This is a genomic window from Aliikangiella marina (genome assembly GCF_007004765.1).
Lineage (GTDB): Bacteria > Pseudomonadota > Gammaproteobacteria > Enterobacterales > Kangiellaceae > Aliikangiella > Aliikangiella marina.
In genome coordinates this window covers 959,402-975,503 of record NZ_VIKR01000002.1, presented here as the reverse complement: position 1 = coordinate 975,503, position 16,102 = coordinate 959,402, and the positions used below count along the sequence as shown (strand labels likewise).

16 protein-coding genes are annotated in these 16,102 nt (G+C 42.4%); 3 read left to right on the top strand and 13 right to left on the bottom strand.

Going from position 1 to position 16,102, the window contains the following annotated elements:
• Position 1: 1 nt before the first annotated feature.
• The 7 genes from recO to FLL45_RS10605 form a co-directional block, all read right to left on the bottom strand.
• Positions 2-724, bottom strand: coding sequence for a DNA repair protein RecO (recO, locus tag FLL45_RS10635; protein ID WP_142941993.1), 723 nt, complete (start codon positions 722-724; stop codon positions 2-4).
• Positions 725-766: 42 nt separating this feature from the next.
• On the bottom strand, positions 767-1,675 hold the full coding sequence (gene era / locus FLL45_RS10630; protein ID WP_142941992.1) for a GTPase Era: 909 nt from the start codon (positions 1,673-1,675) through the stop codon (positions 767-769).
• Complete coding sequence (gene rnc / locus FLL45_RS10625) at positions 1,668-2,351, bottom strand: ribonuclease III (RefSeq protein ID WP_142941991.1); 684 nt, start codon at positions 2,349-2,351, stop codon at positions 1,668-1,670. Before rnc ends, era begins: the two co-directional genes overlap by 8 nt.
• Positions 2,352-2,360: 9 nt before the next feature.
• Positions 2,361-2,771 (bottom strand): DUF4845 domain-containing protein, encoded by a 411-nt coding sequence (locus FLL45_RS10620; protein WP_185964408.1) that lies wholly within the window; start codon positions 2,769-2,771, stop codon positions 2,361-2,363.
• Between the two features lie 68 nt (positions 2,772-2,839).
• Positions 2,840-3,832 (bottom strand): signal peptidase I, encoded by a 993-nt coding sequence (lepB, locus tag FLL45_RS10615; RefSeq protein WP_142941989.1) that lies wholly within the window; start codon positions 3,830-3,832, stop codon positions 2,840-2,842.
• Positions 3,833-3,880: 48 nt separating this feature from the next.
• Entirely contained in the window at positions 3,881-5,683 is a 1,803-nt protein-coding gene (gene lepA / locus FLL45_RS10610) for a translation elongation factor 4 (protein WP_142941988.1), read from the bottom strand.
• Between the two features lie 187 nt (positions 5,684-5,870).
• Positions 5,871-6,968 (bottom strand): tRNA-queuosine alpha-mannosyltransferase domain-containing protein, encoded by a 1,098-nt coding sequence (locus FLL45_RS10605; RefSeq protein ID WP_142941987.1) that lies wholly within the window; start codon positions 6,966-6,968, stop codon positions 5,871-5,873.
• 226 nt (positions 6,969-7,194) lie between these two features.
• On the opposite strand from FLL45_RS10605, the gene FLL45_RS10600 reads away from it, so the two are divergent.
• Positions 7,195-8,331 (top strand): OmpA family protein, encoded by a 1,137-nt coding sequence (locus FLL45_RS10600; protein WP_246075807.1) that lies wholly within the window; start codon positions 7,195-7,197, stop codon positions 8,329-8,331.
• A gap of 71 nt (positions 8,332-8,402) precedes the next feature.
• Positions 8,403-9,224 (top strand): mechanosensitive ion channel family protein, encoded by an 822-nt coding sequence (locus FLL45_RS10595; RefSeq protein ID WP_142941986.1) that lies wholly within the window; start codon positions 8,403-8,405, stop codon positions 9,222-9,224.
• 192 nt (positions 9,225-9,416) lie between these two features.
• Here the strand turns inward: FLL45_RS10595 and FLL45_RS10590 are convergent, their stop codons facing one another.
• Positions 9,417-9,848 carry a cupin domain-containing protein gene (locus tag FLL45_RS10590; RefSeq protein WP_142941985.1) on the bottom strand — a complete coding sequence of 144 codons (432 nt, stop codon included), beginning with the start codon at positions 9,846-9,848 and terminating at the stop codon, positions 9,417-9,419.
• 229 nt (positions 9,849-10,077) lie between these two features.
• Here FLL45_RS10590 and FLL45_RS10585 point away from each other — a divergent pair, with 229 nt between their 5' ends.
• Positions 10,078-10,887 (top strand): iron-containing redox enzyme family protein, encoded by an 810-nt coding sequence (locus FLL45_RS10585; RefSeq protein WP_142941984.1) that lies wholly within the window; start codon positions 10,078-10,080, stop codon positions 10,885-10,887.
• A gap of 48 nt (positions 10,888-10,935) precedes the next feature.
• On the opposite strand, the gene FLL45_RS10580 is transcribed toward FLL45_RS10585, so the two are convergent.
• From FLL45_RS10580 to FLL45_RS10560, 5 genes are all read right to left on the bottom strand, one after another.
• Positions 10,936-12,381, bottom strand: a complete 1,446-nt coding sequence (locus FLL45_RS10580) for a chemotaxis protein CheW (protein ID WP_142941983.1) — start codon at positions 12,379-12,381, stop codon at positions 10,936-10,938.
• Positions 12,382-12,399: 18 nt separating this feature from the next.
• Complete coding sequence (locus FLL45_RS10575) at positions 12,400-13,197, bottom strand: ParA family protein (protein ID WP_142941982.1); 798 nt, start codon at positions 13,195-13,197, stop codon at positions 12,400-12,402.
• Positions 13,198-13,211: 14 nt separating this feature from the next.
• A complete protein-coding gene (locus tag FLL45_RS10570) occupies positions 13,212-14,165 on the bottom strand; it encodes an OmpA family protein (RefSeq protein WP_142941981.1) in 954 nt (317 codons plus the stop codon).
• Between the two features lie 69 nt (positions 14,166-14,234).
• Positions 14,235-14,978 carry a flagellar motor protein gene (locus FLL45_RS10565; RefSeq protein WP_142941980.1) on the bottom strand — a complete coding sequence of 248 codons (744 nt, stop codon included), beginning with the start codon at positions 14,976-14,978 and terminating at the stop codon, positions 14,235-14,237.
• A gap of 3 nt (positions 14,979-14,981) precedes the next feature.
• Positions 14,982-16,094 carry a protein-glutamate methylesterase/protein-glutamine glutaminase gene (locus FLL45_RS10560; RefSeq protein ID WP_142941979.1) on the bottom strand — a complete coding sequence of 371 codons (1,113 nt, stop codon included), beginning with the start codon at positions 16,092-16,094 and terminating at the stop codon, positions 14,982-14,984.
• Between the last annotated feature and the right edge of the window lie 8 nt (positions 16,095-16,102).

Sequence of the window (16,102 nt, the reverse complement as noted above, 5' to 3'; positions counted from 1 at the left end):
GTCAGGTTAAGTTGCTATGTTGCCACAATTTTCGGCTCTGTAAAGGTTTATCACCAATAACGCTTCGCATTAATCGTCGACAAATTTGTTCGCTTTGTTTTAGATGACTCTCGGTAATCAACCCTTCGCCTAATGATAAAATGACACTTCCCGGGAAGCTATCATTCAGCTCTATCTTGGTTGCCTTGGAGAACCCCCCCTGAACACTGAGTATGTAACTATTGTCAGCCAAAATTGGCATGCCCTCGATATCAAAATTAAAATCTGGTGCAACACCGATGGCCCGCAACAACACCAACTCAAATTGTCGAAGAGATGCTGAATAATTTTCAGTATTTGCAATGTTCGCCAGCAGTTGACAATAAGCCTTAAACAAATCAGGGAATTCGTGTCTTTCCGGGAGAGCACGAATCAAAACTTCATTAGCATAAAAAGCGCATGCTAATTTTCTATCTCTGAATAGTGAGGCATTAATAGCCTCATTAAATTCTAACTCGCATCCGACCAATGTTTTGAGGTTGCTTCGACCGGTGATCTCTAGCGTGAGTATCTGAAAAGGTTGCAGTAACGCCTTTTTGGCTTGTGATTTTTTGCCTTTGATCCCCTTAGCAATCACAGAAAAGAGGCCATACTCAAAACTAAAAACTTGCAAGATCATGCTAGATTCTTGGTAAGGTTTGGCATGAAGTATTATCGCTTTCACTCTTTCGTTTTTTGAGTTCACGGTTTTGTCAAACCTTGCCTGCTGTTTGCAGGTAGAGAGCGGTTATTCTTTAAAATCATCAAACCCTAAAGAGCGTAAAGCTCTCTCATCGTCGGCCCAACCATCTTTAACTTTAACCCACAATTCCAAAAATACTTTTTGCCCAAATAAACGCTTCATGTCTTTTCTAGCATCTGTGCCAACTTGTTTCAATCGTTGACCGCCTTTTCCAATAACAATGGATTTTTGTCCTTTTCGCTCGACAAGAATCAGACCGTTTATTTTCAATAAACCGTTTTCATCCGCTTTAAACTGCTCTATTTCTACCGTGATTGAATAGGGTAATTCATCACCAAGCTGGCGAATTAGTTTTTCTCGAATGATTTCCGCCGCAAGAAAACGCTCACTTCGATCAGTGTAATAATCTTCCGGAAAAACGAAATCACCCTCAGGCATCGCCGCTAATAAGTATGACTTTAGCGCTTCAACCTGCTGTCCTTTGAGTGCAGAACCAGGAATAATCTCTTTAAAATTGTGTCGCTCTGCTAACGATTTTAATATCGGTAGAAGTGCTTCTTTGTCTTTTATTTGATCAACTTTATTTAAGAACAAGACCACGGGACGATTAGTGCTTTTGATATGGTCAAGAACCAATTGGTCATCCTCGGTCCACTTTCCCGGTTCGACAACAAACACCACAATATCAACGTCTGAAATGGAACTTGAGGCCGCCCTATTCATCAGACGATTAATCGCTTTGGGTTCTTTTTTGTGAAGACCAGGAGTATCAACATAAATCATTTGAGTAGCATCAATGGTATCGATTCCCATGATACGATGTCGCGTTGTTTGCGGTTTGCGAGAAGTGATGCTTAGTTTATGACCCAACAATTGATTCAGCAGAGTCGACTTACCAACATTTGGTCGCCCAACAAATGCAACAAACCCGCAATGCATATTCGACTCAGCCATTTGCTATTTTCTCCAGAATTTTTGCTGCTGCATCTTGCTCAGCTTTTCGACGACTCGCGCCTGTCCCTTCAGCGACCAAATCATCAAAATCAACAGAACACTCAACCCAATATAACTTCGCATGATCTTTGCCGGTCGAACGAACCACTTGATAACTCGGCGTCGCCAAATTTTTCGCCTGTAACCACTCTTGTAGCTGGGTTTTTGGATCTTTTTTTGCCATATCCAAAGACAGCGATTTTAGCTTATCGGTATAGAGTGTTAACACAAATTGCTCTGTGATTGGAAAATCGCTATCGAGATAAACCGCACCAATTATTGCTTCAAACGCATCGGATAAAATTGAGGCTCGACGAAAGCCACCACTTTTTAATTCTCCGCTACCCAAACGCAAGTAATCACCTAGGCCAATTTGTTGGGCCAGTTCGTAAAGTGCTTTTTCTTTCACCAAGAACGAACGCAAGCGACTCAGTTGACCTTCATCAGCTTTTTCGAACTGATTGAAAAGTTGATTAGCGATTATACTGCCGAGTATAGCGTCACCCAAATACTCAAGCCTTTCGTTGTGTTTGCTGCTCGCAGAACGATGAGTTAGGGCCATTTTAAGTAACTGAATATCGTTAAATTGATACCCGAGCACTTTTTGCAACCGCGCTAAATTTGGACTAGGAGACATGAACTTGAATTAACGCCCTTCGCGTCTTATTTCTTCTTCAAACTCGATTAAAGCTGAAATGTTGCCAAATAAGGGCACTTTTTTATCGTAATCAATAACGATAAACTTTTTACCGGACTTTTCTCTGCTCACTTTGAACGAACTTTTATCGAACCCACGTACACTGTCAACCACCATTCTTTTTTGGATCGCGGCGTGAATTTGAGTTGCAGTCATGTTGTCAAAACCACGCTGATTAACAACCTCTTGCATGGATCCCTTGATTATCCCATGCTCCATATAGGCTGGTAGTAAGTTTCCAGAAACATAAAGAATGAGCCCGGCCATCAACATGATAGTCAACATCGACCATGTAGTAAGGCCCGATTGATAACGGCCTGCAACAGGTCCTCTAGGAGTTCGGCCTTTTACTTTTAGCATAGAAAAACCCTTTAAAAACATGCGCTTTTATAAAATCATATCATAAAGTTGTTTTATCGTGAGGATAATTATTTTATCTCACCGACTCTGCCAAACTCGATGTTTGTCGGCACCCAGCTAAACCATCGACTTTTTAAACCAAAATCGAGGTGTAACCATACATAAACCGCTTGTCCAACCAAATTCTCTTCTGGAACAAAATTCGTTTTTGGCCAATATCGACCATCCTCGCTGTTATCCCGATTATCGCCCATCACAAAATAGCTTTTTTCAGGGACTTTATATTCATAAGCTTTAATCGGCAATGAACTACCGTCTCGATAAAACTTAACTGCCGGCGCAGGGCCTTTATAATACCCTATATAATACTTGCGTTCTTCAGGTGCCCTTGGATTGATAAGAATCTCATGTTCTCTTTCACCAAGCTTTTCTGAAAAGTGGTCGTTCTCTCTGACCGCCCCCGTTGAAGGGTTTATGTCTAAATACTTTTCCGTTGACACTAAAGTGCGATTGACGCGATAACGTTTAGGACAATCTTGCGGCGCCAACTCAGGTTGACAAAATGGTAATATGTGTAGTTCTTTGTTTGACGTGTAATAGACCGTATCACCTGGCAATCCGACGATCCGCTTAATGTAGTCTTCGCCAGTATGTGGCGCTCTGAAAACGGCAACATCTCCACGTTGCGGACTGTCGATTTCGACCACTTTCTTTGAAGTCACTGGCAACCGTAATCCATAGTTAAACTTGTTAACTAAAATAAAATCACCCTCAACCAGAGTTGGTTTCATCGAGGCGGAAGGGATTTGAAAGGGCTCGTACAAAAAAGAACGCAACACGACAATAAACAGCAAAATTGGAAAAAATGACTTCGCATAATCGACATGTATTGGCTCGCGACTGACAGCTTTTATTGTCTCTTCGTTGGGATTTTTATCTTGCTCATAAAGCTTGGCCAATGCCGCCTTACGCGTTTTACCAGTCGTAAAAATATCGATTAACCAGATAATTCCAGAGACAAAAGTCAAAACGACCAAAATTAAGCCGTAGTTGCTACTCATGCATTTTTCCTTTTTTTAACCGCAATGATCCCAAATTAATTGAAAAAGTTAGTCCTTACCTACTTGAAGGACCGCCAAGAACGCGTCTTGCGGAATCTCAACTCGGCCCACTTTTTTCATTCGTTTTTTACCTGCTTTTTGTTTTTCTAGTAGCTTTCGCTTTCGAGAAACATCACCACCGTAACATTTGGCGGTAACATTCTTCCGCAACGCTTTAACCGTTGAACGCGCGACAATATGATTCCCTATAGCCGCTTGAATCGCGACCTCAAACATTTGTCTTGGGATCAGCTCGCGCATTTTTTCAACTAACTCTCTCCCACGGTACTGAGCTTGGTCTTTGTGAACGATTATCGCTAGCGCGTCTACTTTGTCGCCATTGATTAATACGTCTAATTTCACTAGATCAGCCTGTTGGAAGTGTTTGAAATTATAATCCAAGGAAGCATAACCGCGGCTGACCGATTTCAACCGGTCGAAAAAGTCCAACACCACCTCATTCATCGGCAGATGATAAGATAGTGAGACTTGGTTACCGACATACTCCATCTTGGTTTGAACACCTCGTTTTTCAACGCACAAGGTAATTACACTACCAAGGTGCTCTTGTGGCACTAAAATGTTCGCTTCCACGATAGGCTCACGCATTTCATCAATTTCGCCTGGCTCGGGAAGCTTTGATGGGTTGTCGACATAGAGTGTCTCACCTTTCGAACTGATTACTTCAAAAACAACGGTTGGCGCAGTGGTGATCAAGTCAAGATCATATTCTCGCTCCAAGCGCTCTTGAATGATTTCCATGTGGAGCATGCCTAAAAAGCCACAGCGAAATCCAAAACCCAGTGCAGTCGAGTTTTCAGGTTCATAGAATAAGGACGCATCGTTTAAGCTAAGCTTGGCTAGCGCATCTCTGAAGGCTTCATAATCATCTGAGGACACCGGAAATAAGCCCGCGTAAACTTGTGGTTTTACGGTTTTAAATCCAGGCAAAGGTTCTTCAGCAGGCGCTTTGGCTAAGGTAAGCGTATCTCCTACTGGCGCACCTTGAATCTCCTTGATTCCAGCAATAACGTAACCAACCTCACCGGCCTTAAGTTCCGGTAAATCATTGCGTTTTGGCGTGTAAATACCGACAAAATCCACTTGGTGTGCTTTCGCCGTCGACATTACTTGCATTTTATCGCCTTGACGAAGTGTTCCTTGAACAACTCTCACCAATGAAACAACACCCAAATAGTTATCAAACCATGAGTCTATAATTAACGCTTGAAGCGGAGCCTCAGGGTCGCCTTCAGGTGCCGGTACTTTTTCTACCAACTCTTCCAATAAGTCCTCGATACCGACTCCAGTCTTGGCACTACATTGGACCGCATCCATTGCCTCAAGGCCAATAATGTCCTCGATTTCTTGTGCAACCCTATCCGGATCTGCTTGCGGCAAATCGATTTTATTAAGTACGGGAATAACTTCAAGATCTTGCTCAATCGCGGTGTAGCAATTAGCTAAAGTTTGCGCCTCAACACCTTGACCGGCATCTACGACCAATAGCGCGCCTTCGCAGGCCGCAAGCGAACGCGAGACTTCATAGGAAAAATCCACATGGCCCGGCGTATCAATGAAATTAAGCTGATATGTGTTACCGTCTTTCGCGTTGTAGTTCAAGGTCACGCTTTGAGCCTTGATGGTAATCCCTCGCTCTCGCTCTAAATCCATAGAATCGAGCACTTGCTCAGACATTTCGCGCTCTGTAAGCCCGCCACAAACCTGAATCAATCGATCAGAAAGCGTGGACTTACCGTGATCAATATGAGCGATAATAGAAAAATTTCGAATATATTGGGTATAGGACATAAATCTCGCGACAAAAACTGGTTGTCTCGTAAAAAAGGCCCGAATTGTACCTTATTTTGAGCGAAAAGTTAGCTGTTTTATTGCCAGCAAGCTTTGCTGAATAGGTTAAAAAATGTAACAAGTAGCCAAACAGCGCTCAATAACCCAGCGAAACTGCAAATTATGTGATGAGTTGAATTCCGCTAGTTTACGCTGAAGAAATAAGTTCTAAGATTCGTTGACGATATTTCGGCATTAAATCTTGCAAATAAAACCTATTTATATCAATAGGTTGGAAGTCTTTGCTATTAATATGAGTCATGAGATGTCTAGCCAATTGTTCGCTTTCAGAGCAACTGTTGTCGCCAACTTCATATAGATAGTTTGCTGGAATGTATTCAGGGTAGACCAAGCGGTTGGGTGCAATCGGCAAACAATGTTGCCCAATGGCTTCTAATACACTTAGCCCTTGAAAGTCGTGAATAGCGCTAGATACCACAAGATCGGCTTGTGCGAGTATTTGCAGGTATTTTTCTCTAGGCTGGTAACCCCAGTTCAAAATTTCTGCCGATAATTGCTGTTTTGCAACCTCAAAACAAGGGGGGATTTCTCGAAAGGATTCACCAACAACACTGACTTCGAACGCAGTACCATTTTGTTTGAGCCTCTGCAGCGCTTCAAAAAATACCTCTGGCTGCTTATCGTATTCCCAGCGATGATTCCACAGGATGTGAGGGGGATTCGCGACCGTTTTGAGCGGAATATGGGCTGATGGAGACAGCTTTAAGGGCACAGGCAATATTCGCGACCTCGCAGTTAGCCCTTCAAGTAGTTTGCCATCAAAACGGTCCGGGAGCTTTTTCAGCAAGGTACGAGCTCCTTGCACAAAACTCTGTCGATTGTATTCTGAATTGAACCAAACCTCGTCGGCGCTGAGTGCGCTGTAAAGACTCGATAATTGAGCATTTAAGATATTGGGTTGATCTTTGGATATCGGGTAAACAAACTGGTTTTCATGAAAGTATAGAATATTCGGTACTTGAGAAACCTTGGGCACTAATCCGCGGAGCGCCGCTAGATCAACCATTGAAGTTGCGATAGTCAGATCGTAATCGTCTGCCAGTTGTTGCGAGTACTCGGCATACAAATTTAATGCACTGCCTCTCACCCGCCATGAGAAATTGCGAGCAGGAAGCGCTATCTGAGTCCATTCAAACCCATCCAAGACTGAAGCAAGGCACTCCTGCCAATGTCGATGACTGGCAGCATCATAGCCGGAAATTAGCAAGATTTTAGGTTTATTCACCAGTCATTTCCTTAAAATTTTAAATGTATGCATTAGCAATATAATCGATTATGATATAGCACAACGGATAATCGATTAGTAACAATTTATTGTTAACTTATTGATACCTTGATGATAAACAGGGAACACTTAGGTCAAAAATTAACAATCCTACGCAGCCTCTCTAAGTGCAGTACATCAAGTCTTTTATCCATTACCACTATCCAGTTCTTATTAGGAGGGACTCATGAAGTTATTTTGGGGAGTGCTTAGTGCACTAATATTTTCTATTAGCTCGTTTTCAGTCAAAGCAGAAGAAGATAGCGGCGTTTACTTAGGCCTCGGTATTAATAGCATTTACTTCAGCGACGACAATGCGTTAGAAGACGCGAGTGACCTATATTTAACGCTTGGCTATCAGCTGTCAGACCATTGGGGAATTGAGCTTGAAACAACACAATTTCAAACTCAAATCTCACCGGGAAATACGATTGACTTTGAAACTCGAATGTCATCGTTAAATGCAAAATATCGCTATAACCCTCGCTCTCAAGATTCATTTTTCTGGAAAGTGGGTTTTGGCGAATTTGACGAATTACCGTTAACCGATGATACCTCAATGGGTCGATTCGGTATGGGTTATGAATGGGCTTCTGGCAAAGGATTTAATTTACTGTTCGGTGCTGATGCGATTCTTGAAATAGACGATAGCAGCTGGGATACCAATGTTTATTTCGGCGGTGTTTATCATTTCGGGAGCTCATCAACTCGAAGCGCAAAACCAGCACCAGCGCCTAAACCTGCCCCCGCACCTAAACCGCAACAGCCAAAAGACTCTGATAATGATGGTGTTAACGATAATTTTGATCAATGCCCTAATACACAAGCAGGTATTAAAGTTGATAGTCAAGGTTGCGAGCTTGATAGCGATGGCGACGGTGTTGTTGATTCTATGGATAAATGCCCTCAAACACCTAATGGCGCAAAAGTTGACTCATCAGGATGCCGAATCATTTTAGAAAAAGATGTCTCAATCACTTTAAACGTTCAATTTGCGAATAATAGTGATGCAGTGACGGATGATTACCGAACTGAAATTCAACGTGTTGCGGACTTTATGCGTCAATATCCAGATACTAGTGTTGTCATCGAAGGTCACACCGATGATCGTGGCGCAGCATCTTACAACCAACAATTGTCTGAGAAAAGAGCTAAAGCCGTAATGCAGTATCTCATTGATAACTTTAACATTGATGCTTCAAGACTGAGTGCCGTCGGAATTGGTGAGGTTTCACCGATCGCCAGTAACGACACTGCCGCAGGCAGAGCGCAAAACAGACGCGTTCAAGCTGAAATAAAAACTCGAGTCAAAGAAGCACAATAAACAAAAATTATTAACAATCCCAAACGACGGCTTTTATCGGCCGTCGAATACTCAATCTAAAGGTACGTATAATGGATTTTACTCAAACCGATCTTGAAAAAATAATTGATACATATGTTATTCCTTATGGATTAAACCTCATCTTTGCGATCGTCATATTCCTCGTTGGTAAGATGGTTGTAAAAGGGATAGTGAGCCTGACAAAAAAGCTGTTAAACAAAGCTAATCTTGACGGTGTCTTAGTCAGCTTTGTCTCCGCTATTATCAATAGCATTTTAATGTTATTTGTGATCATTGCTGCTGTCGGACAGCTCGGCGTTGATACAACTTCACTCGTTGCCCTTATCGGTGCGGCAGGCTTAGCGATTGGTCTATCACTGCAAAGTTCACTTCAGAACTTTGCTTCTGGTGTTATGCTTATTGTTTTCCGTCCGTTCACTTCAGGCGACTTTGTAGAAGTTGCAGGAATAGCAGGTGTTATCGAAAAGATATCAATTTTTTCGACCCAGCTCAGAACAGGCGACAATAAATTGATGATTGTACCTAACGGTAAAATTTATGGTGACGTTATCATCAATTACTCCGCTAAAGATACTCGCAGAGTCGATATGGTATTTGGAATTGGCTACGATGATGATATTAAGAAAGCTAAAAACCTTATTATGAAAGTGCTTGAAGAAGACGAAAGAATTCTCGCCGATCCGGCACCTTTAGTCGCGGTTTCAGAGCTGGCTGATTCATCCGTTAATTTTGCAGTTCGCCCCTGGGTAAATTCTGCAGACTATTGGGGAGTTTACTTCGACACTCATGAGAAAATAAAACTCGTCTTTGATGAAGAGAATATTTCTATTCCATATCCCCAAATGGATGTACATCTAGACAAAGTGAGTTGATCAATCCTATTCGGAGCATCGATTGATGCTCCTTCTTTCCTTCTTTCCTTCTTTCCTTCTTTCCTTCTTTCCTTCTTTCCTTTTTTCCTTCTTTCCTTCTTTTATTCTTCCCTTCCTTATTTGTCTATCACACGACATCTAAACTATTGACAAGTTTTCCTCGACCAATTTCTATCCACTAACTTTCATCAGCTAACTTTCTTCGCGTAATGCCACACCTAAGTTTTGTAATAAAGGTGTATTTTCACAAGCGATATAAATACATTCTTGCGAACCGAGATTATGGTGACTATGCCAAGCCCATACCGGTACATAAATGGCATCACCGGCTTGCCACTCAATCGTTTTGTCTTCAATAATGCTTCTACCAACACCTTGTTGGATATAAATAATCGTTTCGTAAGAATGTCTGTGTTTATTGGTTTTTTGATCAACTAGCAGCTTGCCTATTGTCATACTCATCGTTTTTGAATCAACATCAACAATATGTACCGGATGTTGTCTCTCTTCATTAAACTGCTGATTTTCTCCTGATTCGCAAACATTTTTATGGATGATTTTTTCAGGTAAAACCACATCAAAGTCAGATCGAGTGCGATTAAAATCTTTCGAAGAAAATGTCATTCGTTACTCAAAAAACAATATAAGTTTGATCAGCAGTATACCTTCTAGCATTTGTATTGTTATCGATAAAACAAAATTTCTCTCAAAAAGAGATGGTTCGATTTCTTTGTAGATTTTATCTCAGCATTCGACGTGAAACGGTTCACATTTTTCCATTCAATCTTTATTTTTTATCGCAATAAAATTATTTTCAAAATTCTATTGTCACAATTATTTTAGGGGTTTTGTTATGCTCTTATGTACTTCACAACCATCGCATAGTCAGTCAAACGCTCAACACTTTATTGCCGATCTCAATCAGGAGGCGCTTGAACATCGTGCAGTCAATCATCCATACTTAACTCGACTAGCCAGCGGAAGTTTTACTGATCCTAGCGCAGTCCTAAAAGATTTTGCATTCCAATATTTAGCCTATAGCCAGGACTTTTTGAGGTATTTGACTGCAACCATATCCAAACTAGAGTCGCGACAACACCGCGACTGGCTAGTTGAAAACTTAATCGAAGAGAGTGGACATATAGACGAACATGAAGCTAAGGAGTTAACCAGCATTGGAATAAAAATGGAGTGGGTACAAGGTGTTCCTCATCCCCTATTATTTATGCGTTTCCTTGATGCCATTGGCTATGATAAATCCTACCGCAAGCAAAATGATTTTAGTGACGAAGCAAAAATATGGAGTCATATGTTTCTCAACGCCTGCTCCGCGGGTAGTGCGGCTCAATCGCTCGGTGCCATGGGGCTCGGCACAGAGAATATCGTAAAATATATCTATAAACCCATTTTACAAGCCATAAAAAACTTCCTTAATGTCAGTGAGAAAGATCGAGTTTTTTTCGACTTGCATGCTTTACTCGACGACGAGCATGGTGAAATTATTAATAACATTGCGGTTGAATATGCTCGCTACGACAGACATAGAGAAATGATTCGAGAAGGTATGCTAATGGCGCTCAACTTGCGAGCGGGATTTTTTGACGCAATGATGATTCGAGCAGACACGATTGTTTCACAACCGCTCGAGGCAAAAGCGAGTTAATAACGTGAAGATATTTTAGGGAGATATTATTTAAATGGGAGGAGAAAGTTAATCCGTAATATTCGCTGCGAGCATATTGATTAATTCATCCACCTCGATTAATGCACTCATATAATCGACGACCATACCTGCAAACCATGGTCGTCGAGATGTTTTTTCCGACCACCGAATATCACCGGTTGTGAGGTTTTTCGCGTCACCGACTGAGTTACAAGCCAAAGCCCAATTTGAATTGTCCAAGACGATTAAATATTGATAACTCGATTGATCGAGCGGTGCTTGTTCTGGCATGAGATACTTTTGAGTATCAATAACCATCAACTTGCCTCTGTCGTCTGGTACTAATCCCATGAACCATTCTGGTGTACCGACTAGAGGGGTAATATCTTCCTGCGAAACTTTTATTATTCCTCCCAGCTTTAATAGTGGAACAGCTAACGGTAATTGACCGACTTGAAAAATCAAAGTCTGAAATACCTCAGGAAGAATATCTTTAGTCCGCTGAGCATCTCGATGCATGAAAGTGGCCTGTGCCGCTTCTGCAAGGTGCTGTGGATCTTGCTCAACCACAGGCTCATTAACGCCTTTATCTTGAGCGGGGGCACCTTTTGCTTCTGCTTTTGGCATGGTCGCAAGAGAAATCCGTGACAGTAACTTTTCGACATTTTTTAACCGGGGATCTTGAGTTGCTTCTTCCGGTAAATACGAGTCGATGATTTCTCTTGTTTGTTGAAGCAATGTACCGCTATTTTCCTTACCCTCTTGACGATTCTTGCTAGCACTTTGACCGAGCTTCGCATCAACATTCGCTTCACCGGTTACATTTTCTTTATCAACTGAAACGTCGTTCGCATCACTAGGCTCTTGGGTATCATCCTCTAGGTGCTCAGCTATATAGGCCTGCTCTTTTTCTTGAGTGATAATTTTATCCCACTCTTTTAGTTGCTCTTCTTCGGACTCTTCGATGAAATTCGGATTAGCCTTCGCATTGCTTTGCGGGATCACCGATGAAGACTCTGGTGTGCACTGACTATTCCGATCAGCAGGATTAGCGTTGATATCTTTTTTTGCTTGCTCGATGTCTAAATCTTGATTAACTGTCGATTCTTGCGATACTTGCTTATCTTCCGGCTTTAACTTTTTTGAAACTTGCTTTCTTTTTGCAGAAGCTTTCTCAATAGTGGACCATTTAGGGTGTTCGTTTTCAACCGTCGAAATACGATCGACGCTTGATTCTTGCGTTGACTCATTTTTGACAAATTTGTCGTGACTCTCTTGTGATTGGCCCTTAGTAAATGATACTGGCATCTGATCCCGTTCGTGCTTCTCGGGTGCTGGTTTATGCGGTGATTTTTTTTCCGAAACCAAATCAGAAATATTTTTACTCGTCGACTTTTTAAGCGGATGAACATTCGATAAATCCGTTAATAAAAACTCAACGTAATCCTCGAGAATTGTCTGCTCTTCACTGACTGGCGGTTTATTTAATTTCATAGTGCAACGATAAACCTTTTACCCAGTGGCCGATGCGACTGATTCAGTAGAAGTTATCGACAACATTGATTTAGCAAGTTTTAGATAGGCTTCGACACCGTGAGTTTCTGGAAAAGCACGACTCGGCGTTTTGTTAATTCTAGATGCATCCCTAAACTTGGTATCGACTGGAATCCACTTGTCCCATAAATGATGACCAAACTCATCACGCATGTTTCTGAGCGCTTGAATCGATGCTTTAGTACGTCGGTCGAACATCGTCGGCACTATGGTGTAGCCAATGGAGTGATGTTGCGCTTTAATCACCATATTCAGCGTATTCATCATCCGTTCGAGCCCTTTGATGGCGAGAAACTCGGTTTGCACAGGAATAACAAGATGTTGACAGGCTGCTAAAGCGTTAACTAACAATACACCCAGAACCGGGGGACAATCGATTAAAACGTAATCATACTCTTCGCTCAACAACTTCAATACTCGGGTTAACACTAACCCCATCCCTTCACGATCACTAAATCGTTTATCGAGCGTGGCTAGGCTCAACGCCGCTGGCATTAAACTTATTCGCGGTTCTTGTAGTTGTTTAATGGTACGGAGTGCTTGTTGGGTCGTCGTTGGAGTTTCAGAAAACCAATTGTATAGGGTCGCATCGAGTTTTTCACTATCAAACCCGAAGTAAGCAGTCAGTGATGCATGGGGATCACAGTCGATCATCAGAACCCGATGCCCTTGTTCTGATAAAATACCTGATAAGGCGGCAACAGTTGTTGTTTTGCCAACTCCACCTTTTTGATTGGCTACAGTCCAAATTTTCACTGTATCATTCTCACTTAATTATCTTGTCCGTCTGACTCTTGTTCCGGCAACTCTTTGCCGCGAATCAAAATTCCGCCTCCGGGTAAACGGACAATATCGAATTCTGGTTCTGCATCCTTAGTCACCGTCTCCGTTGCTGGCAGAGAAGGCGAAGGAACCACTTGCGCCGTCGATGTTGGCTCGGTTAACGCTTGTTTACGCGAAATCGAGACTACTACGCGACGGTTTTTAGACCGTCCCTCTAGCGTATCATTAGATTCTATCGGTTTAAACTCGCCATGCCCCTCAACGCTCATGCGTTCGGGCAATACATTGAGATTTTGCAATTTGCGTACCACCGCGACAGCTCGGGAGCTGGAAAGCTCCCAATTTGAGGGAAATTTTTCAGTGTTTATTGGGATATTGTCAGTGTGCCCTTGCACTAAAATCATCTGTCGATTTTTGTTAAGGTGCTCAGAAACTTCACTCAACAGTGGGTCAGCGGCCTGATTCAGCTCATCGCTTCCAGAACTAAACAATAATCCGCTTTGTAAATTAATGTTTATCCAATTAGCATCCGAATTTATTTCGGCGAGGTCTTGTTCAATTAGATCGCCAAGCGATTCTCGTAAGCCATTCTCCAGCGCTTTAAACTCATCTAAAGTTGCAAAGTTTTCAGAGTCCATATTGCCTGACTCTTCACTTTCAGAATCGACTTCAGGTTGCTCAATATCATCGCCGGTGATAGGTTGAAGACTACGATTAATTTCGCCTATTTGCAGTGGGTCTAAGCTTCTTTGAGGCGTATCAAATGCGACAATAAGGGAGTCTGCGAGTTGTTTATACTTACTTTCACTAACCTGCGAAATGGAGTACATGACGACAAAAAATGCAAACAGAAGGGTAATAAAATCCGCGTAGGATATCAGCCAACGACCAGTTTCCTGATCATCATCAAAGACTCTTTCTCGATATCGTCGACGACGCATATTTTACTCACCTGTGAAGGGTTTCCTATTGTGTTAATGATCCTTTAACTCATATTTCCAAAAATATTGTTACTTAACGATATATCCAGTTAGCCTGCCTTCAATAACTCGCGGATTTTCGCCATCAGCGATACCGGAGATACCTTCAATGATCATTTCTCGATACTGTGACTGTTGCGCGATGACCGCTCGTAACTTGTGATAAACCGGAATAAAAAACAAATTAGCAAAACCGACACCGTATATTGTCGCCACAAATGCGGTAGCGATTCCTGAGCCAAGCAGTTCAGGGTTACTTAAGTTGCCCATAACATGAATTAGACCTAAAACGGCACCAACAATTCCCAAAGTCGGCGAATATCCGCCCATTGACTCGAAAACTTTTGCCGCTTTTAATAACTCTTTATCATTAACATCTAATTCCACAAACAAAGCGGTTCGAATTGCGTCCGCATCATTGCCATCAACTAACATATTAAGTCCTTTTAATATAAATGGATCGATTGAATCGTCGATGTTTTTTTCCAAGCCTAAAAGGCCTTCTCTTCTCGCTAAGTTGCTCCATGCCGTAATCCGCGTTACTCCCTCTTCGACGGGCGGCACCGGTGGGTTAAACACCCACTTAAAAATTTTCATTGCTTTACCAAAAGTCGACGCATGGGATTGCACCATTACGGCTCCGACACTACCACCAACGACAATAATAAATGCCGCCCAGTCAAGCAGTGCATCAATGCTTCCACCTTCGATTACTTGGCCACCAAAAATCGCCAAAACGGCAATAAATAACCCAAATATTGTCAACCGATCCATTTTTTAAGCCTGTTTAATCAGCTCTTGTGAAAACTGGTCAATCGGTAACTCTAGATCAGTTAATCCCGCTTTGGTCACAGACATAGGCATACCATAAACGACACAAGATGCTTCATCTTGAGCCCAAACAGTACCGCCTTTTGCTTTAATTAAACGGCTGCCTTCGGTACCGTCTGAACCCATTCCTGTCAAAACTATTGCAAGAATCTCGCCATTAAATATTTTTGAGGCACTACCGAAGGTAACATCGACTGAAGGAGAGAATTGAAGACGCGGATCGGTTGGCCTAACGCGGATTCTGGCGCTTCGAGCCGATCCCTCAAAAACCATCTGCTTTCCGCCGGGTGCAACATACACATGTCCCGGTTGCAGCGGCATATTATCTTGCGCTTCAACAATCCGAGTCTGTGAAATGCCATTTAAGCGGGTCGCGAAAGCACCAGTAAAGGTACCCGGCATATGTTGAGTCACCGTAATTGGGTAGGGATAATTGGCAGGCAATGATGACAAAACTTTTTGCAACGCAACTGGTCCCCCAGTTGATGCACCGATGGTTATTATTTTAATTTTACCTTTTAACGACGGACTCGAACTTCTCGACCGCTGAGGCCGAGGAGCAGCGGTCGGAGTTGGTGGCGTCCGACGAGCAACGGTTGGTTGTCTGGCTGCAGGTTTTTCAATCGGTTTTGCAGGCGCAGGTTTGAAAGCGGGAATTTTTTTCGCCTTCCCCATCTCGCGTATTTTCTTTTGCAGCTGGACAACCAAGCCACTGCTGTCGGAAGACAGAGACTCGTAAGATTTTAAAAGGAAATCAGTCGCTCCTGCATCGAGCGCATCGAGCGTAATTTTGGCATTTTCGTAAGTCAACGAAGACAACATTAAAACTCGCGCATCGCACACTTTGACAATTTGCTTGAGCGCAGTAACCCCGTCCATGATCGGCATTTCTACGTCTAGAGTGATCACATCGGGTTGAAGTTTTTCCGCTTTCTCTATCGCTTCTTTACCGTTGTTAGCGATACCGCAAATTTCGATGTCATGAGCAGAATTTAATATCGAACCGACTCGCCGACAAAAAAACTGCGAGTCATCTACAATCAGAACTTTAATGGCCACTCAATTTA

Coding starts and splice junctions, on each gene's coding strand:
- FLL45_RS10585 (WP_142941984.1), top strand. CDS start 10,078: ATGCTCTTATGTACTTCACAACCATCGCATAGTCAGTCAAACGCTCAA.
- lepB (WP_142941989.1), bottom strand. CDS start 3,832: ATGAGTAGCAACTACGGCTTAATTTTGGTCGTTTTGACTTTTGTCTCT.
- lepA (WP_142941988.1), bottom strand. CDS start 5,683: ATGTCCTATACCCAATATATTCGAAATTTTTCTATTATCGCTCATATT.
- FLL45_RS10570 (WP_142941981.1), bottom strand. CDS start 14,165: ATGCGTCGTCGACGATATCGAGAAAGAGTCTTTGATGATGATCAGGAA.
- FLL45_RS10590 (WP_142941985.1), bottom strand. CDS start 9,848: ATGACATTTTCTTCGAAAGATTTTAATCGCACTCGATCTGACTTTGAT.
- FLL45_RS10620 (WP_185964408.1), bottom strand. CDS start 2,771: ATGCTAAAAGTAAAAGGCCGAACTCCTAGAGGACCTGTTGCAGGCCGT.
- rnc (WP_142941991.1), bottom strand. CDS start 2,351: ATGTCTCCTAGTCCAAATTTAGCGCGGTTGCAAAAAGTGCTCGGGTAT.
- FLL45_RS10580 (WP_142941983.1), bottom strand. CDS start 12,381: ATGAAATTAAATAAACCGCCAGTCAGTGAAGAGCAGACAATTCTCGAG.
- FLL45_RS10595 (WP_142941986.1), top strand. CDS start 8,403: ATGGATTTTACTCAAACCGATCTTGAAAAAATAATTGATACATATGTT.
- FLL45_RS10600 (WP_246075807.1), top strand. CDS start 7,195: ATGAAGTTATTTTGGGGAGTGCTTAGTGCACTAATATTTTCTATTAGC.
- era (WP_142941992.1), bottom strand. CDS start 1,675: ATGGCTGAGTCGAATATGCATTGCGGGTTTGTTGCATTTGTTGGGCGA.
- FLL45_RS10565 (WP_142941980.1), bottom strand. CDS start 14,978: ATGGATCGGTTGACAATATTTGGGTTATTTATTGCCGTTTTGGCGATT.